Raw genomic sequence first — 22,183 nt, forward strand, 5'->3', positions numbered from 1 at the left:
GCCCGTCCCAAGGAGTCGCCGTGAACATCGGTGAGATCGCCCGGCGGGCCGGTGTCTCGCGCAGCACCGTGTCCTACGCACTGAGCGGCAAGCGCCCGGTGTCGGAGGACACGCGCCGGAAGATCCAGCAGGTCGTCGACGAACTGGGCTACCAGCCCAGCGCCAGCGCCCGCGCCCTGGCGAACGGGCGGACCAGCACCATCGGCCTGGTCTTCCCGCCGGCCGGCAACCACTACACGGGGATGCAGCTGGACTTCATCGGCAGCGTGGTGGAGGCCGCCGCGGCCTACGACTACGACGTGCTGCTGTCGCCAAGCGGCATGGACAGCGACCGTTCCTTCCAGCGGCTGCTGGGGGAGCGGAGGGTCGACGGCGCGATCCTGATGGAGATCAGGCTGGAGGACGACCGGGCCGATCACCTGGCCGCGCTCGGCTTCCCCTCCGTCGCCATCGGCCGTACCGCCCACCCGGAGGACGGCTGGTACGTCGGCCTGGACCACACCGCGCTGGCGGCGGCCTGCGTCCATCACCTCGCGGACCTCGGCCACCGCCGAGTCGCCTTCGTCAACCGGCCCGAACAACTCCTGAGGACCGGCTACGAGTCCGCCCACCGCGGACTGGACGGCTTCACGAAGGCCGCGGCCGAACGCGGGCTGACGGTGCGGACGTACTGCTGCGGGGACGACGCCGCCGCGGGCCAGGCCTGCGTGGAACGGATCCTGCACGACGACCCGGCCACCACGGCCCTGGTCACCCTGAACGAGGCCGCGCTGGGCGGCCTCTACCGGGGGCTCGCCCACGCCGGCCGCCATGTACCGCGCGACTTCTCCATCACAGGGATCGTCGCCAACCGCTGGGCGGAGACGGTCACCCCGCAGCTCACCGCGGCGGACGTACCGGCGGCCGAGATGGGCCGGCTCGCCGTCGATCTGCTGGTGGAGCGGCTGGACCACTCCGACGCGCCGCCCCGGCAGCACCTGCTCATCCCACCGATCTCGCTGCGGGCGAGTACCGGGCCCGCGGGGCCTCCGCGGGCCGACACGACGGCCTGACCGCACTCCGGAACCACTCGTCACACCGCCGCACGTCCGAACACCACGGCGCTGCTCGCGGTGCCCTCATCTCCGCGCGACCCCCTGCCGCGGCACCCGCATGCCACAAACCGAAGGAACCCACCATGAACAGCTTCTCCGGACGGCACCGTCCGACCGCCGCGGTCCTGATCTCCCTGGCCGTCGCCACCGGCGTCACCGCCTGCGGCTCCGGCTCGGGCAGCAGCGGCACCAAGGGCGCCGACAGCGGCACGTACACCGTCTGGGACCCCTACCCGCAGTTCGCCAAGGGCTCGGCCTGGACGAACCTTCTCGACAAGTGCGGCACCGAGGCGGGCGTGAAGGTCAAGCGGACCGGCTTCGACACCAGTGACCTGACGAACAAGGCCCTGCTGGCGGCCCAGCAGGGCAACTCCCCGGACATCCTCATCGTCGACAACCCGGTCGTCTCGACCCTGGCCGAGGCGGGCGTCCTCACCACGACCGACGACAACAAGCTGGACACCTCGAAGGTCGACCCCAACCTCCTCGCGGCCGGCCAGTCGGGCGGCAAGACCTACGGCACCCCGATCGGCGCCAACACCCTCGCCCTCTACTACAACAAGAAGGTCCTGAAGGAAGCCGGCGTCGACATCGCCTCGGTGAAGGACTGGGCGTCCCTGACGGCGGCCCTGGAGAAGGTGAAGAAGGCCGGCAAGAAGGGCATCACCTTCTCCGCGATCGGCACCGAGGAGGGCAGCTTCCAGTTCCTGCCGTGGTTCTGGGGCGCGGGCGCGAAGCTGACCCAACTCGACTCCGCCCAGGGCGAGTCGGCGCTCTCCCTGTGGAAGGACTGGGTCAAGGGCGGCTACGCCCCCAACTCGGTCCTCAACAACACCCAGACGACCAGCTGGCAGGAGTTCGCGACCGGCGACTACGCCTTCGCCGAGAACGGCACCTGGCAGCTCGCCAACGCCAAGAAGGCCGGCTTCGACTACGGCGTGCTCCCGATACCCGGCGCCTCCGGCGGCAGCGCCGCCGCACCGACCGGCGGCGAGTTCGTCACCCTCCCGGTCCAGGACGACACCGGCCGCTACACCACCTCCCAGAAGCTGGCGACCTGCCTGACCAGCACCCAGAACCTGTACGACACCGACACCACCCTGTCCTACGTGGCCCCCACCAGCGAGGTCCAGGACAAGCAGGTGGCCGCGACGGCGGAGCTGAAGCCCTGGGTCGACGCGGTCAAGGCGGCCAAGGGACGCACCAGCGACGACCTGGGCACCAAGTACCCCAAGATCTCCGAGCAGATGTGGAAGGCCGTCCAGTCCGCCCTCAGCGGCTCGAAGTCGCCGAAGGACGCGCTGACCGACGCCCAGTCCGCCGTCAAGTGAGCACACCCCGGGGCCAGTTGATGAGCCAGACGACACAAGTGCAGCGCCCGCGGACCGACTCCAAGGGCGCGGCCCCCGAGGCGCGGCGCCGTCCCGCCTCCCCGCAGTGGGCCGCGTGGGCCTTCCTCGCCCCGGTGACCCTCTACCTCGTCCTGTTCTACGCCTATCCGCTGTACCGCAACCTCGACCTGAGCCTGCGCCACTACACCGTGCGCTCGTTCGTGCAGGGGGACGCGCCCTTCACCGGCCTGGCGAACTACCGGACGGTCTTCGACGACCCGACCTTCGCCCCGGCCCTGCTCCACACAGTGGTGTTCACCGGCGTGTGCCTGGTCTTCCAGTACAGCATCGGCCTGGCGCTGGCCGTCTTCTTCAACCAGCACTTCCGGCTCTCCGCCACCCTGCGGGCCCTGTTCCTGGTGCCGTGGCTGCTGCCGCTGATCGTGTCGGCCTCGACCTGGTCGTGGATGCTCAACAGCGAGTCCGGCATCGTCAACGCCGTCCTGCAAGCCATCGGGATCGGCCCGGTGAACTGGCTGACCTCGCCGTCCTGGTCGCTGGCCTCGGTGATCATCGCGAACATCTGGATCGGCGTCCCCTTCAACCTGGTCGTGCTCTACAGCGGCCTCCAGTCCATCCCGGGCAGCCTCTACGAGGCGGCCGCCCTCGACGGTGCGGGTCCCTGGCGGCGTTTCTGGAGCATCACCTTCCCGCTGCTGCGCCCGGTCTCCGCCATCACCCTGCTGCTGGGCCTGGTCTACACACTCAAGGTCTTCGACATCATCTGGATCATGACCAAGGGCGGCCCGGCCGACTCGTCCACCACCTTCGCCACCTGGTCCTACCAGCTCGGCTTCGGCAACCTCCTGCCCGCCTTCGGCCCCGGCGCCGCCGTCGGCAACCTGCTGGTGGTCGCCGCCCTGGTCTTCGGCCTGGTCTACGCGCGGGTCCAGCGAAAGCAGGCGCTGTCATGAGAACACGGCTGAAGACCGCCCTCGGCCTGCTGCTGACCGGGATCATGCTCTTCCCGGTGTACTGGATGCTCAACGTGTCCCTCACCCGCGACCAGGACATGCGCAAGAGCCCACCGGACCTGTTCCCCTCCCACGTCACCCTGGAGGGCTACCGGGCCGTCGTCGACCAGCAGTTGCCCTACCTCGGCACCAGCCTCGTCATCGGTCTGGGCACCGTCGCCCTGACCGTGGCGCTGGCCGCCCCCGCCGGCTACGCACTGGCCAAACTGCGCCCGCGCGGCGGCGGAGTCATGAGCTTCGTCCTGCTGGCCGCCCAGATGATCCCCGGCATCATCATGGCGATGGGCTTCTACGCCATCTACCTCCAACTCGGCCTGCTCCAGACCGTTCCCGGCCTCATCGTCGCCGACTCCACCCTGGCCGTCCCCTTCGCCGTCCTCATCTTCACCGCGTTCATGTCCGGCATCCCCGGCGAACTCCTCCAGGCCGCGAAGACGGACGGCGCGGGACCCCTGCGCACCTTCTGGTCGGTCGTTCTGCCGATGAGCCGCAACGCCGTCGTCACGGTGTCCCTGTTCGCCTTCCTGTGGTCCTGGTCCGACTTCGTCTTCGCCAGCACCCTGGTCAACGGCGGCGCCCACGAGCCGATCACCCTGGGCATCTACCACTACATCGGCAACAACAACCAGCAGTGGAACGCCATCATGGCCACCGCCGTCGTGGCCTCCCTGCCCGCCGCCGTCATCCTCGTCCTCGCCCAGCGCTACGTCGCCGCCGGCGTGACCGCGGGTGCCGTCAAGGACTGACCTCCGCGGCGCAGCCCCTCCCTCTGACGATCCCTGCTCGAGAAACGAGTGCCCCTTCATGACCGCCGACCGCTCCGGCCCGGCCTTCTCCGTCCACGACATCCCGTTCAGCACCTACGGATCCTGGTTCGGCATCTCGCCCGTGGTGGCGGAGAAGACGTACGCCGAGGACCTCCACCTCGTCTCGCACCAGAACGGCATGCACGCCGTCCTGAGCCTGGTGCCGCTCGACCCCGTGACCGGCGAGCGGGCCGGGACCCGCGTCGAGGCGACACCGGGCCTGCTCAGCTGGACCGGTGCCGACGGGCGCATCGACCTCGCCTACGAGTCGCCGGACACCGTACGACTGCGCGGTGCGGGCGCGCCGCTGCGGATCTCGGCGGCGGCCCGGACGCTGACCCCGTTCAGCGGCACGTACTTCTATCGTGAACCGGCTGCCGAGGCTTACGTGTTCACGTCGTACGAGACCGGACGGCGCTACCGCGTCTCGGTGCTCTCCGGCACGGTGGCCGACGTGTTCGGCAGCCAGGCCCTGGGCAGCGCCGACCGCGGTGTCACCGTCGCCGACGCGGACGGCGGATGGGAGATCGCGGTCGAGGAACTCGACACCGCCCGCCCTCCCTACGTGTCGACGGCGGCCTTCGGCAAGGTCGTCGAGGCCGCGCGGAACTCCTTCGCGGACTTCGTCGACACCGTGGCCCCCTGGCGCTCGGCCGCCACCCCGGCCGCCGAACTCGCCGCCTACGTCCTGTGGTCGGCGACCGTACGCCCGGCCGGTCTGGTCACCCGGCCCGGCGTCCTGATGTCCAAGCACTGGATGGACAAGGTGTGGAGCTGGGACCACTGCTTCAACGCCCTTGCCCTGGCCCCTGGTTGCCCCGAGCTGGCCCGGGACCAGTTCCAGCTGCCCTTCGACCACCAGGACGAGACCGGGGCGCTGCCCGACTCGGTCACCCACTCCGAGGTGCTCCACAACTTCGTCAAACCGCCCATCCACGGCTGGGCGTTCGGCCACCTGCGACGCCGGCTGCCGACGCCCCCCGACCGCGCGGAACTGTCCGCCACGTACGACAGGCTGGAACGCTGGACGGAATTCTGGCTCACCGCCCGCCGTGCCCCCGGCGCGGACCTGCCGCACTACCAGCACGGCAACGACAGCGGCTGGGACAACGCCACCACCTTCGATCCCGAGCGCGTGGTCGTCACCGCGGACCTCGCCGCCTTCCTCACCCTCCAACTGCGTGAACTCGCCGACCTGGCAGCGCATTTGGAGAGACCGGAAGACGCCCGGGGGTGGACGCGGGCCGCCGAGGAGACGCAGCAGGCGATGCTCGACCAGCTCTGGACGGGCGACCGGTTCGTCGCCCGGAGCGTCGACAGCGGCGACACCTGGGGCACCTCCAGCCTGCTCGACCTGATGCCCATCGTGCTGGGCGAGCATCTGCCGCCCGAGATCGGCGATGTGCTGGCCGCCCGTATCGAGGCGCATCTGACCCCGTACGGCCTGGCCACCGAGCTGCCGGCCTCGCCGCACTACCTCGCCGACGGCTACTGGCGCGGCCCCATCTGGGCCCCCGCCACGATCCTCGTCGAGGACGGCCTGCGGCGCGGCGGGCACCACCGGCTGGCGGACGAGATCAGCGCCCGCTTCCGCGTTCTGTGCGAGGAGCACGGCTTCGCCGAGAACTTCGACGCCCTGACCGGCACGGGCCTGCGCGACCGCGCCTACACGTGGACGGCCGCCGCCTACCTCCTCCTCGCCGAAGCCCACGCACAGCGAGAGGGCCGGTGAGACCGGTCAGGCCAGGGTGATTTCGACCGGCAGCTTCTTGATGCCGTTGACGAAGGAACGGACGCGCGGGAGCGGGGCACGCTGCTGGAGCGGGCCACCGGCGCCCAGAAGGCGGACGTGTCCTGCTACCGCCACCAGCGAGTGGAGCGCCTCGGCGCCGGGCTCGCGGTCACCGCGCGGGCCGCCGACGGCACGGTGGAGGGACTCGAACTCCCGGGCCCGCCCGGATGGTTCACCGCCGTCCAGTGGCACCCCGAGGACACCGCGCACGAAGACCCCGCCCAGCAGGGCCTGTTCGACGCCCTGGTGCGCACCGCGCGACGGCGGCTGACGCGGGCCTGAGGGGCATCGCCCCCGGGACCGGACTGGTGAAGTGCTGGTGAAAACCCGGTGGAAGCGCTGTCAGTGGTGCCGCTTATGCTGCACCGGACGATCACGCGGGACCAGGGGAGGGCGCGGCATGTTCGGCAAGCTGTTCGGCAGGGATGCGGAGAGACCGGCGGCGGATCCGCACGCCCTGCCCGTCCCGCGCAGATCGAAGAACGGGATGTACACGCTGCGCGCGCTCGGGGACACGCGGGTGCTCGCACTGGTGGAGGCCGCCGACGCCGGTGACTGGGAGGCGGTCAAGGAGGCCCTCGCCCCCTTCGACCTCGGCCGCGACCACTCGGTCCTGGGCGAGCTCGCCGACGTGGACGGTGTGCAGGACTGGATCGGCCGGGCCGTACAGGAGGACAAGGAGCACCGGGCGACCGCCCTGCTGATATCCGGTGCGCGCCACATCATCTGGGGCTGGGAGGCGCGTACCTCCGCGCGTGCCGTGAACGTCACGCAGGAGCAGTGGCGCGTCTTCCACGAGCGGCTCGAGATCGCCGAGGAACAGCTGCTCGAGGCCGCCGAGCTGCGGCCGGACTGGGTCACCCCGTGGCGCCGCCTCCTCACCTCCGGCCGTGGCATGTCCCTGGGCCCGGCCGTGAACGAGACCCGGCGCGACGCCGCCCTGCGCCGCGACCCGCTGGACCTGGAGACCCACGTCGAGTGGGTGTCCCAGCTGCAGCCCCGATGGAGCGGTGAGCCCGGCCAGGCCCTGGCCTTCGCCCGCGAAGCCTTCGCCGGCGCGCCCGACGGGCACCGCCTCGGCTGCGTGATCGCCATGGCGCACATCGAGGACTGGGTGGAGTCGGACCACAAGAACTGCCTGGAGACCCCCGAGATCCGGGACGAGTTGCTGGACGCGGCCGAGCGCAGCATCCTCCACCCCGCCTACGTGCGGCGCCCGGGCTGGCAGGGGGACTTCAACACCTTCGCGATGGCCTTGTCGCTGGCCTCCGAGGGCATCGCGTTGCCGCGCGTCTTCCAGGAGCTGCAAGGCGCCTACACGGCGTGGCCCTGGGAGTACATGGCACAGCCGGAAAAGATGTACGCCCGCGCCCGGCGCAACGCCTGACCCCGCCACCCCGCCTGCCACCCCTCGATCACCCACCCCGGACTGCCCGATGACTCTGCCCGACACCCCTTCGAGCCCGGCCGGCGCCGACCGCACCTTCCAGGTGGATCTGCGCGGCCTCGTCGATCTCCTCTCCCATCACCTCTACTCCAGTCCCCGCGTCTACCTGCGCGAACTCCTCCAGAACGCGGTGGACGCGCTGACCGCCCGGCAGAGCCTCGCACCGGCCGGCCCCGCCGACGCCTACGGCATCCGCCTGTTCGCCGACGGTTCCGTGGTGCGCGTCGAGGACGACGGCGTCGGCCTCACCGAGGCCGACGTGCACACCTTCCTCGCGACGATCGGCCGCAGCAGCAAGCGGGCCGAGCGGATCGCCGAGCAACGCGCCGACTTCATCGGCCAGTTCGGCATCGGCCTGCTCTCCTGCTTCCTGGTCGCGGACGAGATCCACGTCGTCAGCCGCTCCGCCCGCACCCCCGACGCCCCCGCCGTGGAATGGCGCGGACGCGGCGACGGCAGCTACACCGTCCGTACCCTGCCCGCATCCGCCCGCCCCCGGCCCGGCACCACCGTCACCCTGACGCCCCGCGCCGACGCGGGCGACTGGACCCGCCCGGCCCAGGTGCACGCGCTGGCCCGGCACTTCGGCTCCCTGCTGCGCCACCCGGTGACCTTCGACGACGGCACCGCGGGGCCCGGCGGCCAGGGCGCGCCGGTCAACCCCGATCCCGCACCCTGGGCGCGCTCCCACCCCACCCCAGGAGCCCGCTCCCGCGCCCTGGCCGCCTACGGCGAACAGGTCTTCGGGTTCACGCCACTGGACACCATCGAGCTGGACCTGCCGGCCGTGGGCCTGAAGGGCATCGCGTGCGTGCTGCCCGAGGCGGTACCGGCCGGGCGCCGCCACGGCCACCGTGTGCACGTCAAAGGCATGCTGCTGTCCGAGCAGGCCGAGGAGATCCTGCCCGACTGGGCGTTCTTCGTCCGCTGTGTCGTCGACGCCGAAAGCCTGCGCCCGACGGCGTCCCGCGAGTCCCTGTACGAGGACGACACCCTGGCCGCCGTACGCGATGCGCTCGCCGAGCGCCTGCGCGCATGGATCGCCCGGGCCGCCGCCAGCGACCCCGAGCTGCTCGGCCGCTTCCTCCAGGTTCACCATCTGGCCGTGAAGTCGCTCGCGGTGCACGACGACGAGATCATGCGGATGCTGCTGCCCTGGCTGCCGTTCGAGACCACCGACGGGCACGCCACCCTCGACGAGTTCGCGCGCACCCACCGCACCGTCCTCGTGACCTCGAGCGTGGAGGAGTTCCGCCAGGTCGCCGCGATCGCCTCGGCCGCCGGGCTCGGCGTCGTCAACGGCGGCTACACCTACGACCGTGAACTCGTCCACCGGCTGCCCGAGATCAGGCCCGAGGTCAGCGTCGCCGACCTCGACCCGGGGACCCTCACCGCCCACCTCGACCCCGTCGACCGGGAGACGGAGCTGGCCGCCGCGGCCTATCTCGCCCAGGCCCGCGACGCCCTCGCCGTCTTCGACTGCGACGTCGCGCTGCGCACCTTCCAGCCCGCCTCCGCCCCCGCCCTCCTCCTCGACAGCCGTGAGGCCCGGCACGAACGCACCCGCTCGCAGCTGGCCCGCGAACAGCAGGGCGGCGTGTGGGGCGACATCCTCGGCGCCCTGCGCCAGGAGGCCCCGCGGGCCCAGCTGATCCTCAACCAGCTCAACCCGCTGGTGCGCACCGCCGTCACCATCGGCGAGCCTGAGCTGGCCCGCACCAGCGCCGAAGCCCTCTATGGGCAGGCAGCGATGCTGTCCCGGCGCCCGCTCAGGCCCGCCGAGTCGAGCCTCATCAACCGCTCCTTCCTCGACCTCCTCGCCCACGCCCTCCGCAAGGACAGCTGACGATGCCCACGACGATCCAGACCACCGACGAGCTGTACCAGGCGCTCCAGGACAACGACGAGCGTCCCTACGGCCGTACCCGCACCGTCACCGCCGAGGAACTCGTCGACGCCGCCGAGCAGTTCGAGGAGCCCGTCCCGCTCGTCCACGCCCTCCTCGAACTCCAGGAGGCGTACACCTACGGCTCCGAACCCCGGAAGTCGCCCGTCGTCTTCGCCCGTCTGCTGACCCTCTTCGACGAGCAGCCCGACGTCTTCGACGAGCGCCTGCGCCACATGGTGTTCTGGCGGTTCAAGTGGGTGGGCCACGCCCTGCGCCAGCTGCCCGAGATACCGCTGGCCAGCCTGCGCCAGTGGCTGACGGAGATGCGCGACCGCTACGAGAAGGCCGGTCTCGGCCTCCAGCCCTACTACGGACAGGCCTACCAGCTCGCCGCCCATGTCGGCGAGGACACCGCGCTCGCCTACGAACTGTGGGCCGGCCGTGTCCGTACCAGGCTCAGCGACTGCGAGGCCTGCGAGATCTGCGAGCGCGCGCTGTTCCACCTCACCGCCGGCGACGACGAACGGGCGCTGCGCACCTGGGAGCCCGTCCTGGCGGGGAAGGAGTCCTGCCAGGAGGAGCCGGCCCGCTCCCTGTCGTACGCGCTGCTGCCCCTGCTGCGCACCGGCCACGCAGACCGGGCGCGCGAACTGCACCTCGTCGGCTACCGTGGCTGCCGCCGCAACCCCGCGATGTCCGGGGAGGTCGGCCGGCACCTGGAGTTCTGCGCGCTGACCGGCAACGAGGCCCGCGGCCTGGAGCTGCTCGCCGAGAACCGGAACCTGTTCGACGAGGTCGACTCGCCCCTGGACCAGCTCGACTTCCTCACCGGCGTCGAGGTCCTCCTCCAGCGCGTCGAGCACCTCGGCCACGGCGAACTGCCCGCCGCCGGATACGCCGGCCGTACCTGGACGGTGTCCGGGCTGCACGCCGAGGTACGGGGCCGCGCGGACGACCTCGCCGCCCGCTTCGACGCCCGCAACGGAACCTCGACCCACACCGGCCGCCGCCGGGCCCGCCTCGACCGGGCACCTCTCCTCGACGCGCTGGAACTGACCCTGCGCACCCGCAGCCTCGACGACGTCGCCCCGGCCGCCCCGATCGCCGCGCCCGCCTCTCGTACGGCCGCCGCCGTTCCCGATGCGCTGCCCGAACTCATCCTCCAGGCACGGAAGTTGGAGGAACTGGGGCATCCGGACGCCCAGGCCTGCTTCGCGCGGCTGCGCACGCTCGTCGCCGCCCGCGACTACACCCACCCCGACGACCCTGCCGTGGGCCCGCTGGTCCAGCTGCGCGCGGACCTGCTGGCCGACGAGGCGACCTCGGCGGCCAACAAGGACGACTTCGCCGAAGCCGCCGCGCTCAACGAGGAGGCCGCCGCCCTCTACGACGACGCCTCAAAGCCCGGTCACGCGGCAGTCGCCCGCGCCTGCGCCCTGCTCGCCACCGCCCAGGTCCCCGCGGAGGACGCGGACGGGGCCGAGGCGAAGGCGGCCGCGCTGACCGCCGCCCACGCGTCCGTGGTCCGGCTGCACGAGGCGATGGCCGGCCTCGCCCCCTATCAGGAGGCCCGCCTGCTGCGGCTGCGGGCGACCACGCTCGGCCTGCGCCTGCAGACGACGGGAAGCAAGGAGTACGTCGCGCCGGTGTTCGCCGAGGCGGACCTGCTGCACCGGTTCGCCACCCGGCACGACGTCGCCGGGCAGATCTCCGGCGCCCTCATGCTGCGGGCCAGCACACACGCCATCTCCGGCGACCTGCCCGCCGCGGTCACCGAGATCGACGCCCTCCTCGACCGGCTGAAGGCGCACGGCCCGGCCTGGCACCTGCCCCGCACCCTCGGGCTGCGCGGCCGGCTCCAGCTCGCCCTCCGGGACCCCGAGGCCGCGTACGCGAACCTCACCGAAGGTCTGCGGCTGGCCGCCGACTGGCCGGCCGACACGGTCGACACCACCCGCCTCCACAGTGATCTGGCCGAGGCCTGTATGCACCTGGGGCGTCCCGACGAGGCGTTGCGGCACCTGACGCGTTCGGCGGAGGCGGACCTTCGGCACGGCAGCCGGATCGACGCGTTCTGCACCTACAGCAACGCGGCCCAGCTCAGCCTCGACCTGGGCCGCGTCGAGGACTGCATCGCCCTGCTCGACTCCCTGCTGGCCGAACCGGACGTCGTGTCCGGTGAGTTGGACGCCCGCCTCGCCGCGCAGTTGCGCCTGACCCGGGCCCGCGCACTGCACGCGGGGGAGGACCTCAAGGCCGCCACGGCGGAGTTCGCCGCGCTCGCGGCCGAGTCGGCCGGCTGGGACGACGACCCGGGCAGCCACGCCATGATCGCCGCGGAGACGGCCGTACTCCTCGGCGAGTCCGGCGAGTTCGGCCCGGCCCGTGAGGCCGCGGACCAGGCGATCGCCGCCCATGCCCGGGACCCGCGCTACGAGCTGCTCAGCAACTCCCTGCGCGAACTCGCCCGCCTCCAGGCCCAGCAGCAGGGCGCCGAGGGCCTGGCCGACGCCCTCGCCTTCCTCGCCGACGCCGGCCGGATCGCCGACGAGGCCCGCGCCGCCGGGTACGAGGCGCGTGGCCGCTCCCTGGACAGCGCGCTGGCCTACGAACACGGGCGGGTCAACGCCTACGCCGGCGCGTACGAGGACGCACTGACCGCCCTGGAGAAGGCCCTCGCCCTGCTCGGCGAGCCGGGGCCGGAGGACGACCGGGTCGGCGAGTGGGCCGAGTGCGTCCGCCTCGCGGGTGCCGTGGAGGGCCTCTACCTGAAACGCCCCGTCCCCGCCCTCACCCGCCTCGACGCCGCCGTCTCCCACCTGACCGCCCTGGGCCAGACCGAGGAGGCCGAGCCGCTGACCTCCCTGGCGGCCCGGCTGCGCGACGAGGAGTGAGCCCCGTCCCATAAAATCGTTCACGCGGACGTCAGTTGTCCGGTGGATCCACGTCGAGGAGGCAATGGTGCTCGGAAAGGGCACGTGGTTGCTCGTGGGCGCCATGATCGTGGCCTGGATGGTGCTCTCCGGACCCAGTGCACCCAGCGGTGCCCTCGACGCCAGGTCGCTGCCCGACAAAGCCGTCCGGGACGTCGTACCGAACCGGGTCGTGACGTGGAACCTCTGCAACCCCTGCGAGACGGGCAACGACGACCGGGCGGCGGAGATCGCCACGTTCGCGCCCCAGGTCATCGGCCTGCAGGAAGCGTGCGTGGGCGACGTCAAGCAGATCCGCGACTATCTGGAGAACCTCCACGGGCTCGTCTACCACGTCGAGTACGGGGCGGTTCTCCAGAGCTGGGGCCGTTGCGGGGGAGCGCCCTGGAACCCGGGCGGCTACGGCGAGGCGATCCTCTCGGCGGCCCCGATGACCGACGTCGTCACCAAGGAATATCCCGACGGCGGCTCCGAGGACCGTGGATACATGGCGGTCACCACCACGGTGGGCGGCCGCCAGGTCCGGGTCTTCAACACCCACCTCGCCGAACGGCGTCAGGAGGCGGTCCGCGCGGACCAGGTCGGCGTACTCGCCGAACAGGTCGCCCGGTACGACCGCACGATCGTCATCGGCGACTTCAACGCGGTACCGGACGCCTCCGAACTCACCAGGATGTGGGCCCTGGCCAAGGACGCGGACCCACAGTGCCACCCCTCGCCGACCGGCGCCTGCGAGCCGACCACCGACTGGCAGAGCAAGTTCGACTACGTGTTCCTGCGAGGCTACGTCCCGATCGAGCAGCGCGTGCATCCGAACGCGGTCTCGGACCACCACCTGGTGTACGCCGACCTGAACCTGACTTCGCGCCGCTGACCTGCGTAGAACTACGCCGAAGGGGGCACGCGCGGGGAGCGGAGCACCAGCAGGGTGATCTCGCTGGGGGCGAAGACGCGGAACGGCGGGCCCCAGAAGCCGGTGCCGCGGCTGGTGTAGAGGAGGGTGCGGGTGCCGTGCCGGCTGAGGCCGGCGAGGGCGGGCTGGTCGGTGCGGACCAGGTAGTGGAAGGGCCAGATCTGGCCGCCGTGGGTGTGGCCGGAGAGCTGGAGGTCGATGCCGTCCGCCACTGCCCGGTCGACGAACTTGGGCTGGTGTGCCAGGAGCAGGACGGGCAGGTCGGGGTCGGCGCCGTTCAGGGCTCCGGCGAGGTGGGCGCGGTGGCCCGCCAGGCCGGAGGACTCGGCGGTGACGTCATCCACGCCGGCGACCACCAGGGTGTCGCCTCCGCGCTCGAGCAGCAGATGGCGGTTGCGCAGCGGCTCCCAGCCCAGCTCGCCCATCAGGTCGACCCAGCCCTGGGCCTCGCTGTAGTACTCGTGGTTGCCGGTGACGTACACCCGGGCCCGGGTGGCCCGCACGGTACCGAGTGGGACGGCCTGGGCACGGCGGCGTTCGGCCGTGCCGTCCGCGATGTCGCCGGTGTGGCAGACCAGGTCGGCTTCCAGGGTGTTCACCGTCTCGCACACCCGCTCCGACCAGCGGGCGCGGTCGAGCGGGCCGTAGTGGGTGTCGGTGATGAGGGCGACGCGGAGGCCGTCCAACCCGGCACCCAACCGGGGGAGTTGCACATCGAGCCGGCGCACGCGCGGCACGCGCCGGGCTTCGGCGTACCCCCAGGCGAGCAGTACGGCGGTGACGCCGAGGACGGCCCAAGTGACGATGCGGGCCCGGTCCTGGCCCTCGCCGACGCCGGCCACGGTCAGGGCGAGCCGTAGCAGGACGCCGAGCAGCACGGACCAGGTGAACAGGACCCAGCCGGCGCCCAGCAGGGTGTCACCGACGATCGCCGCCCGGTCCTGCTGGCGCCGGCCGTGACCGCGCGCCATCGCGAGCGGCATACCGACGAGACCGAGGACGAACAGGGCGGTGCCGGCCAGTGTGACGGGCAGCGGCCAGTGCTGGCCGGCGTACAAAAGCACCCAGCAGGGCACGGCCCACAGCAGGACGGGGGCGATCAGGGGCAGGTAGCGCATCAGGCGGAGCAGCCGGCTCTGCCGCGGAGCTTGCGCCTCGCTGTCGGCGGGTCGGGTGTTGCTGGTTTCGGTCACGCTGCCCCTCCAGACCAGGCTGCCGTCTCGCGCACTGTATCCGGTCGCCCTCGGGCCGACCGGACCGGCGTTCACCGAAGCCTGGCGTGACGCCTGACCCGGGCGGGCTCGGCCTTCCACCGAGCCCGCCACGCCGTCAGCGCTGCAGTGTCAGCAGACCCGGACGGTAGGGCAGGAGGCCGTAGTCGCCGCCGGAGCTGGGGCTGCGCCCCTGGTAGAGCAGCTGCAGATTGCAGGCATCGACGGTCATGGTCTGGTCGGCGCTGGTGCGGATCAGTTCGCCATGGCTGATGTCGTTGGTCCAGGTGGCGCCGCTGTTGGCCTTGCCGGCGAAGGGATTGCTCTCGGTCGCGGCCTGGGGTGTCCATGAGCCGTTCAGACTGGTGGCCGTGAACGAGCGGAAGTAGCGGCCCTGCGAGCCGATCGCCTCGACGATCATGAGGTACCGGTTCTGGCCCTGCAGCTTGTATACCTGCGGAGCTTCGAACAGGTTGTTCGTCGTATCGCTCATGACCACTGTCGAGGTCGAGCCGAAGCTGCCCGGGAAGTTCCCGATCGGCATACTGGCCCGGTAGATCTTGCCGTTGTCACCGGCGAAGAACAGGTACATGTTCGTCCCGTCACCGATGAGCGTCTGGTCGATCGGTCCGGTTCCGGAGCCGGAGATGCTTCCGGAGAACAGCACCTGCGGGGACGACCAGCCGTTCGGGTTGGTGGGGTCGCTCGACGTCCGGTAGGAGAAGGCGGTCCCGCCCCACTGGTAGGCGAGCACCCAGATGTTCTTCGGTGCGAAGTAGAAGAGCGTGGGCGCGACAGTGGAGGACGACATCGCGTTCTGGCCGGCCGAGGCCATCTCGGACCAGTTGGTGAAGAGGCTGAAGTTCATCGAACCCCAACTCGTCCCCGTGTCGTGCGTCGTCGCATAGACGAGTTGCCTGCCGTTGTAGGGGACGACGGTGAAGTCCTTGAGCGAGACCCACCCCGGCTTGGGCTGCGCCAGCGCGCCCGTTGATGTCCAGCGGTATGTCGACGGAAGATCGCACGGGCCGGAGGTGCCGCCGCCGACCTTGACGAGCTGCCACTGCTGGTTGGTGCCGCCCCAGTCGTCGTACTGGACGATGTTCCCGTTGTCGGCGGTGGAGGCGCCTTGCACTTCGAGGGCCTTGTTGCTGTGGCGCGAGATGAGCCTCACGTAGCCGTCCGAGCTGTCGGCCAGCCGCCACTGCTGGTTGGTGGCGTTCAGGTCGGTCCACTGGACGATCGCGCCGCCGTTCGCGGTGGACCAGTTGTGGACGTCCAGCACCTTGCCCGAGTGGCGGGACTTGATGCGGTAGTAGCCGCCCCCCGAATCGACGAACTGCCACTGCTGCTGGGCCTGATCGTTCCTGGACCACTGGGTGATGCGGGCGCCGTCGCCGGTCGCCAGGTTGTAGACGTCCAGGGCCTTGCCGCTGTTGCGGTTGACCAGCACATACGAGGCGCTGGTGTCCACGGTCGCCGCGCCGGCGGGCTGGGCGCCGAGGAAGGTGGCCACGAGCAGCAAGGGCGCAAGGACGGCGAACAGGCGTCTGAGACGGACCGGGGACGGGCGGCGAACCCACATCAGAGGGCCTCCTTTGGGGGTGGGGGCATTCTCGAAAGTTTCGAAGAATTCCCGGATGCTTCGACGCCACAAGCTAGGAATGCGAGGCCTTCCGGTCAAGAGCTGCAGCTGATCTGTCCACAAACAGCGCTTCGCCCAGCCAGTCGGGGGTTCCGAATGTTTCGGACATCGAACGGAAACTTTTTCTGCGGCGAGTATTGACGATCCACCGTCAACACCTCAATCATCCCTGTCTGAGAACCCGGCCTGGGTTCGAGATATCGACACACGTCGGCCCTGGGCAATCTGAGCAGCCGGTTGAGACCGTCCCGGTTCCATGACCGCGGTGCCCGGTGCTTCCGTGCTGCCCGGGTTCCGGCCCGTCCCGTCCGTCTGCCGAGTGGGAGACGGACGACGCATTCCCCTGCGCTTCAGTCCTTCCGTGATTTCTGCATTGGAGGCACAGTCATGGGCTCGTATGCCCTTCCCGGACCCGTTGTCCGCCGGAAGATCCGCGGCTTGCTGTTGGCGCTGGTCGTCGGCGTCCTCGGTACGGTCGCCGCACTGGTCGCGCCGCCGCCCGCACACGCCGCCGAAACCACGCTCGGTGCCGCGGCGGCGCAGAGCGGCCGCTACTTCGGCACCGCCATCGCCTCGGGCAGGCTGGGCGACTCGGCGTACACGACGATCGCGAGCCGTGAGTTCAACATGGTGACGCCCGAGAACGAGATGAAGATCGACGCCACCGAGCCGCAGCGGGGCCAGTTCAACTTCACCTCCGGTGACCGCGTCTACAACTGGGCGGTACAGAACGGCAAGAAGGTGCGCGGCCACACCCTGGCCTGGCACTCCCAGCAGCCCGGCTGGATGCAGAGCCTCAGCGGCAGCACTCTGCGGCAGGCCATGATCGACCACATCAACGGCGTGATGGCCCACTACAAGGGCAAGATCGCCCAGTGGGACGTCGTGAACGAGGCCTTCGCCGACGGCAGTTCGGGAGCCCGGCGCGACTCCAACCTGCAGCGCACCGGCAACGACTGGATCGAGGTCGCCTTCCGCACCGCGCGCGCTGCGGACCCCGCAGCCAAGCTCTGCTACAACGACTACAACGTGGAGGACTGGACCTGGGCCAAGACCCAGGCCATGTACGCCATGGTCCGGGACTTCAAGCAGCGCGGCGTGCCGATCGACTGCGTGGGCTTCCAGGCGCACTTCAACAGCGGCAGCCCCTACAACAGCAACTTCCGCACCACCCTGCAGAACTTCGCCGCCCTCGGCGTCGACGTGGCCATCACCGAACTCGACATCCAGGGCGCCTCGGCCACGACCTACGCCAACGTGACCAACGACTGCCTGGCCGTCTCGCGCTGCCTCGGCATCACCGTCTGGGGTGTCCGCGACACCGACTCCTGGCGAGCGCAGGACACGCCACTGCTGTTCAACGGCGACGGCAGCAAGAAGCCCGCCTACACCGCCGTCCTCAACGCACTCAACGGCGGTACCTCCACGCCCCCTTCGGGTTCCGGACAGATCAAGGGCGTCGGGTCGGGCCGCTGCCTGGACGTGCCCAGCAGCAGTACCACCGACGGCACCCAGCTCCAGCTGTGGGACTGCAACAACGGCACCAACCAGCAGTGGACGTACACCGCGGCCGGTGAGCTCAGGGTCTACGGCAACAAGTGCCTGGACGCCGGCGGCACCGGCAACGGCACCAGGGTCCAGATCTACAGCTGCTGGGGCGCCGACAACCAGAAATGGCGCCTCAACTCCGACGGATCCATCGTCGGCGTCCAGTCCGGCCTCTGCCTCGACGCCGTCGCGGCCGGCACCGCCAACGGCACCCTGATCCAGCTCTACACCTGCTCGAACGGCAGCAACCAACGCTGGACCCGCACCTGATGGCACCTGCCACCAACGAAAGGGTGAACCGATGAAGACCTACGGTGCGGCTCCCGCCCCTCCACCACGACATCGCTGGTGGCCCCGGATCGCCGCCGTGGTGGCGGCGGCCCTCGCGATCGGCATGCTCGCCGTGGTGAACCCGGCGCCCGCCGAGGCGGCGACGGTGGACACCAACGCCTGGTACGTCCTGGTCAATCGCAACAGCGGCAAGGCGCTGGACGTCTCCGACACGTCCACCGCCGACGGCGCGCGGGTCAGCCAGTGGACGCGCCACGACGGAGCCAACCAGCAGTGGCAGTTCGTGGACTCCGGCGGCGGCTTCTACCGGCTCAAGGCCCGGCATTCGGGCAAGGTCCTCGACGTGGCCGGCGCCTCGACCGCAGACGGTGCCGCGATCCAGCAGTGGGCCGACCAGAACGGCGCCAACCAGCAGTTCCGCCTGGCCGACTCCGACGCGGGCCACGTCCGGCTGATCAACCGCACCAGCGGCAAGGCGGTGGAGGTGCAGGGCGCCTCCACCGCCGACGGCGGCAATGTCGTCCAGTACTCCGACTGGGGCGGCGCCAACCAGCAATGGCAGATGATCAAGCTGTCGTCCGGTGGCGGTGGGGGCGGCGGATGCGGCAGCGCCCCGACTCTGGCGAGCGGTACGCACACGATTCAGAGCGGCGGCAAGAGCCGCAGCTTCATCCTCAGGGTTCCCGCCGACTACGCCAACAGCCACCCCTACCGGCTGATCTTCGCGTTCCACTGGCGCGGCGGAACCGCCGGCGAGGTCGCCTCGGGCGGCACGAGCGGGACCGCCTGGTCCTACTACGGCCAACAGGAACAGTCGAACAACAGCGCCATACTCGTCGCCCCCCAGGGCCTCGGCAACGGCTGGGCCAACTCGGGCGGTGAGGACATCACCTTCGTCGACGACATGATCCGGCGCATCGAGGGCGGCCTCTGTGTCAACCCGGCACAGCGCTTCGCCACGGGATTCAGCTGGGGCGGCGGTATGAGCTACGCACTCGCCTGCAGCCGGGCGAACGTCTTCAGGGCCGTCGCGGTCATCTCCGGCGCCCAGATCAGCGGGTGCAGCGGCGGCAGCCAGCCCATCGCCTACTTCGGAATCCACGGCGTCAGCGACAACGTCCTCAACATCGGGCAGGGACGCTCCCTGCGCGACAAGTTCGTCACCAACAACGGCTGCACTGCCCAAAGCCCGCGCGAGCCCGCCCCGGGCAGCCGAACGCACATCACCACCACCTACTCGGGATGCCGTGCCGGATACCCGGTCCAATGGGCCGCGTTCGACGGGGGCCACATACCCGGCCCGGTCGACGGCTCCTCCGGTGAGAGCGGCGTCACCACCTGGACCAAAGCAGAGATCTGGAGGTTCTTCGCACAGTTCCAGTGACATGCCCGCACCACGGGTGGGGCCAGGATGACCCTGGCCCCACTCCGGCCTTTCCAGGTGGCGTTCGGGCCACTGGCCGGGATGCGAGGCGGCGCCCTCCGTTGGATGGTGGAGCCATGAACAAGGACTACCGCCAGTCTCAGCGGACGATCGAGATCGACACCCGGCTCATCAGGACCGGCGCCATGCTCACCGCGGCCGGTGCCGTGGTGGTGTGCGCCGGCATGGGCGTCGCGGCCTTCGCCGTGTTCTCGGCAGGTCGGCGCATGATCCGCGACATGGACGTGCCCCCCTCCCAGCAGGCGGCCATGAAGTGGCGACAGGCCAAGGAGGCGTCCCTGGCGGGCGCGCGGGCGTGGCAGGCCGCGTCCGACGCCCAGAACGGGTCGCTCGCCCGCTAGGTCCCCTCGCCACCGGCCATTCGATGATCTCCAGTACGGCGAGCACGCCCAGTCCCCGCCACACAAGCGGAGTGGCGGCCAGTAGCCCGACGGTGTGACATGCCCCGCCGAAATCGGCGGCACGGTGTGCCGGTCGGTCGCGCCCGCGGCGCAGGGTGCTTTCGTCTGAGGCCGGGTGTGCGACGACTTCTGTGTCAGTCCTGGCGGCCGGCCGAAGCCCCGCCCACCTCGTGCCCCGCCCGATTCCTGAGGGCGTGCCGTCCGAAACGTCCGAGGAGACATCGCGATGACAACGAAAGTCGAGAACCGCGGCACGACGTCCGCGCAGCTTCTCAGGGGCCAGAAGGCCCTGGTCACCGGGGCCAACTCGGGCATCGGCCTGGCGACCGCCGTTGCCCTCGGCCGGGCCGGAGCGGACGTCGTGGTGAACTACGTCGTCGGCGCGCACGAGGCAGAGAACGTCGTGAAGGAGATCGAGAGCTTCGGCGTCCGCGCCTACGCCCACGAGGCCGACGTGTCCGACGAGGACCAGGTGACCGCTATGGTCGCGCGGATGGTCGAGGAGTTCGGCACCATCGACATCATGGTGGCCAACGCGGGCCTTCAGCGGGACGCGGCCCTGACGGAGATGACGCTCGCCCAGTGGCAGAAGGTCATCGACGTCAACCTGACCGGTCAGTTCCTGTGCGCACGGGAAGCCGCCAAGGAGTTCATCCGGCGCGGCGTGGTGGAGGAGGTCTCCCGTTCGGCGGGAAAGATCATCTGCATGAGCTCGGTCCACCAGATCGTCCCGTGGTCCGGCCACGTGAACTACGCCTCGTCCAAGGGCGGTGTGGGCATGCTGATGCAGACCCTCGCCCAGGAGCTGGCGCCCAAGCGGATCAGGGTCAACGCCGTCGCACCCGGCGCCATCCGCACACCGATCAACCGCGACGCCTGGGACACCCCCGAGGCCGAGGCCGACCTGCTGCGTCTGATCCCGTACCGCCGTGTGGGCGATCCGGACGACATCGCCAACGCCGTCGTCGCCATGGCGTCCGACCTGCTCGACTACGTCGTCGGCAGCACCCTCTACGTCGACGGCGGAATGACGCTCTTCCCCGGCTTCGCCACCGGCGGCTGAGCCCCCATGCAGGATCACATCACGCCCCGCCGGGTGGTGATCCTCGGCGGGGGGTTCGCCGGACTGTTCGCCGCCCGCGCCCTGCGGAAGTCACCGGTCGCGGTGACCGTGGTCGACCGCCGCGCCCACCACCTCTTCCAGCCGCTGCTGTACCAGTGCGCCTCCGGGATCCTGTCCGAGGGACAGATCGCCCAGCCGCTGCGCGGGGTCCTGCGGCGCCACCACAACGTGAGGTGCGTGCTCGCCGAGGCCACCGACGTGGATGCCGGCGCCCGGCTGGTCCACGCCCGGCGAGCCGACGGCGGAGCCCTCGTGCTGCCGTACGACGAACTGATCCTCGCGGTGGGGATGCGCCAGTCCTATTTCGGGCACGACGAGTTCGCCGCGCACGCCCCCGGTATGAAGACCCTGGCCGACGCGCTCGACATCCGCCGACGGATCTACCGGGCGTTCGAGATGGCCGAAACGGCCGCGGACGACCGGGAACGGCAGCAATGGCTCACCTTCGCGCTCGTCGGTGGCGGGCCGACCGGTGTGGAACTCGCGGGACAGATCCGGGAGATCGCCGGCCACACCCTCGACCGGGAGTTCCAGAAGATCGACTCCGCCAACGCGCGGGTGCTGCTCTTCGAGGGGTCCGACGCGGTGCTGGGCGCGTTCGGCCCTCGACTGGCCCACCGTGCGGCCCGAACCCTGCAGGGTCTCGGTGTGGAGCTCCACCTCGGCACGATGGTCACCGACATCGATGCTCACGGCCTGACCGTACAAGATCATGACGGCGCGACGACCCGGTTCGACGCCCGTACCGTCCTGTGGACGGCCGGCGTCGAGGCGCCGCCCATCGCAGCCGTGCTGGCCCGGGCAACCGGTGCCGAACAGGACCGGGCCGGACGCATCCTCGTCGAACCCGATCTCACCGTCCCCGGCCATCCGGAGATCCGCGTCACGGGTGACGTGATGAGCCTGAACCGGCTGCCGGGCCTGGCCGAAGTCGCCATGCAGACCGGTGCGTACGCGGGCCGGATGGTGCGACACCAGGTCGAAGGCAGGACGAAGAAGCCGAAGCCCTTCACGTACGTGGATCTCGGCAGCGCCGCCTACATCGCCCGCGGCCGGGCAGTCGTCAAGGCCGGCCCTCTGCATCTGTCGGGCTTCACCGGCTGGCTGGCCTGGCTCTTCATCCACGTGGCCTTCCTCACCGGCTTCCGCAGCAGGCTGGGAGCGGTGCTCAGCTGGTTCGTCGCCTTCGCCACCAGCTCGCGCCGCGAACGCGCCTTCACCATGGCCGACACCGACGCTCCGGCCGCCGGGCCGCCCCCTCAATAAACCCGTCCTTCCTCAG

Annotated in this window: 17 protein-coding genes and 1 pseudogene; 15 read left to right on the forward strand and 3 right to left on the reverse strand. The window is 70.6% G+C overall.

Annotation, left to right across the window (positions count from 1 at the left end; translation table 11 throughout):
* The first annotated feature begins 20 nt into the window (after positions 1 to 20).
* From M2157_RS40830 to M2157_RS40850, 5 genes are all read left to right on the forward strand, one after another.
* Positions 21 to 1,052 carry a LacI family DNA-binding transcriptional regulator gene (locus M2157_RS40830; protein WP_280856110.1) on the forward strand — a complete coding sequence of 344 codons (1,032 nt, stop codon included), beginning with the start codon at positions 21 to 23 and terminating at the stop codon, positions 1,050 to 1,052.
* A gap of 125 nt (positions 1,053 to 1,177) precedes the next feature.
* Positions 1,178 to 2,425 carry an extracellular solute-binding protein gene (locus M2157_RS40835; RefSeq protein ID WP_280856109.1) on the forward strand — a complete coding sequence of 416 codons (1,248 nt, stop codon included), beginning with the start codon at positions 1,178 to 1,180 and terminating at the stop codon, positions 2,423 to 2,425.
* Between the two features lie 20 nt (positions 2,426 to 2,445).
* Positions 2,446 to 3,399 carry a sugar ABC transporter permease gene (locus M2157_RS40840; protein ID WP_280856108.1) on the forward strand — a complete coding sequence of 318 codons (954 nt, stop codon included), beginning with the start codon at positions 2,446 to 2,448 and terminating at the stop codon, positions 3,397 to 3,399.
* A complete protein-coding gene (locus M2157_RS40845) occupies positions 3,396 to 4,205 on the forward strand; it encodes a carbohydrate ABC transporter permease (RefSeq protein WP_280856105.1) in 810 nt (269 codons plus the stop codon). The genes M2157_RS40840 and M2157_RS40845 overlap by 4 nt, the downstream gene beginning before the upstream one ends.
* Positions 4,206 to 4,263: 58 nt before the next feature.
* On the forward strand, positions 4,264 to 5,997 hold the full coding sequence (locus tag M2157_RS40850) for a trehalase family glycosidase (protein ID WP_280856103.1): 1,734 nt from the start codon (positions 4,264 to 4,266) through the stop codon (positions 5,995 to 5,997).
* A 6-nt stretch (positions 5,998 to 6,003) separates the two neighbouring features.
* Here M2157_RS40850 and M2157_RS40855 read toward each other — a convergent pair whose 3' ends face one another.
* The gene (locus tag M2157_RS40855; RefSeq protein WP_280867657.1) at positions 6,004 to 6,132 is read right to left on the reverse strand and encodes a hypothetical protein; all 129 of its coding nucleotides are present in this window, start codon (positions 6,130 to 6,132) and stop codon (positions 6,004 to 6,006) included.
* Here M2157_RS40855 and M2157_RS40860 point away from each other — a divergent pair.
* The 5 genes and pseudogenes from M2157_RS40860 to M2157_RS40880 form a co-directional block, all read left to right on the forward strand.
* Positions 6,070 to 6,339 (forward strand): annotated as a pseudogene (locus M2157_RS40860) (gamma-glutamyl-gamma-aminobutyrate hydrolase family protein); the annotation flags it as partial. The gene M2157_RS40855 and the pseudogene M2157_RS40860 overlap by 63 nt on opposite strands.
* 118 nt (positions 6,340 to 6,457) lie before the next feature.
* Entirely contained in the window at positions 6,458 to 7,444 is a 987-nt protein-coding gene (locus M2157_RS40865) for a hypothetical protein (protein ID WP_280856102.1), read from the forward strand.
* A gap of 49 nt (positions 7,445 to 7,493) precedes the next feature.
* Positions 7,494 to 9,350, forward strand: a complete 1,857-nt coding sequence (locus tag M2157_RS40870) for an HSP90 family protein (protein WP_280867658.1) — start codon at positions 7,494 to 7,496, stop codon at positions 9,348 to 9,350.
* A gap of 2 nt (positions 9,351 to 9,352) precedes the next feature.
* Entirely contained in the window at positions 9,353 to 12,286 is a 2,934-nt protein-coding gene (locus M2157_RS40875) for a hypothetical protein (protein ID WP_280867659.1), read from the forward strand.
* 64 nt (positions 12,287 to 12,350) lie between these two features.
* On the forward strand, positions 12,351 to 13,199 hold the full coding sequence (locus M2157_RS40880) for an endonuclease/exonuclease/phosphatase family protein (RefSeq protein ID WP_280856099.1): 849 nt from the start codon (positions 12,351 to 12,353) through the stop codon (positions 13,197 to 13,199).
* An 11-nt stretch (positions 13,200 to 13,210) separates the two neighbouring features.
* On the opposite strand, the gene M2157_RS40885 is transcribed toward M2157_RS40880, so the two are convergent.
* Positions 13,211 to 14,431 carry a metallophosphoesterase gene (locus M2157_RS40885; protein ID WP_280867660.1) on the reverse strand — a complete coding sequence of 407 codons (1,221 nt, stop codon included), beginning with the start codon at positions 14,429 to 14,431 and terminating at the stop codon, positions 13,211 to 13,213.
* A 136-nt stretch (positions 14,432 to 14,567) separates the two neighbouring features.
* Positions 14,568 to 16,034 (reverse strand): non-reducing end alpha-L-arabinofuranosidase family hydrolase, encoded by a 1,467-nt coding sequence (locus tag M2157_RS40890; protein ID WP_280856097.1) that lies wholly within the window; start codon positions 16,032 to 16,034, stop codon positions 14,568 to 14,570.
* A gap of 447 nt (positions 16,035 to 16,481) precedes the next feature.
* Here M2157_RS40890 and M2157_RS40895 point away from each other — a divergent pair, with 447 nt between their 5' ends.
* The 5 genes from M2157_RS40895 (at position 16,482) to M2157_RS40915 (ending at position 22,167) form a co-directional block, all read left to right on the forward strand.
* Positions 16,482 to 17,912 (forward strand): endo-1,4-beta-xylanase, encoded by a 1,431-nt coding sequence (locus tag M2157_RS40895; protein WP_280856095.1) that lies wholly within the window; start codon positions 16,482 to 16,484, stop codon positions 17,910 to 17,912.
* 31 nt (positions 17,913 to 17,943) lie between these two features.
* On the forward strand, positions 17,944 to 19,317 hold the full coding sequence (locus M2157_RS40900; protein ID WP_280867661.1) for an RICIN domain-containing protein: 1,374 nt from the start codon (positions 17,944 to 17,946) through the stop codon (positions 19,315 to 19,317).
* Positions 19,318 to 19,433: 116 nt separating this feature from the next.
* Positions 19,434 to 19,718 (forward strand): hypothetical protein, encoded by a 285-nt coding sequence (locus M2157_RS40905; protein WP_280867662.1) that lies wholly within the window; start codon positions 19,434 to 19,436, stop codon positions 19,716 to 19,718.
* A gap of 286 nt (positions 19,719 to 20,004) precedes the next feature.
* Positions 20,005 to 20,841: an SDR family oxidoreductase gene (locus M2157_RS40910; RefSeq protein ID WP_280856092.1), complete on the forward strand. Its 837-nt coding sequence runs from the start codon at positions 20,005 to 20,007 to the stop codon at positions 20,839 to 20,841.
* Between the two features lie 6 nt (positions 20,842 to 20,847).
* Positions 20,848 to 22,167, forward strand: a complete 1,320-nt coding sequence (locus M2157_RS40915) for an NAD(P)/FAD-dependent oxidoreductase (protein ID WP_280867663.1) — start codon at positions 20,848 to 20,850, stop codon at positions 22,165 to 22,167.
* The last annotated feature ends 16 nt before the right edge of the window (positions 22,168 to 22,183 follow it).

This window comes from Streptomyces sp. SAI-127 (assembly GCF_029894425.1).
Lineage (GTDB): Bacteria > Actinomycetota > Actinomycetes > Streptomycetales > Streptomycetaceae > Streptomyces.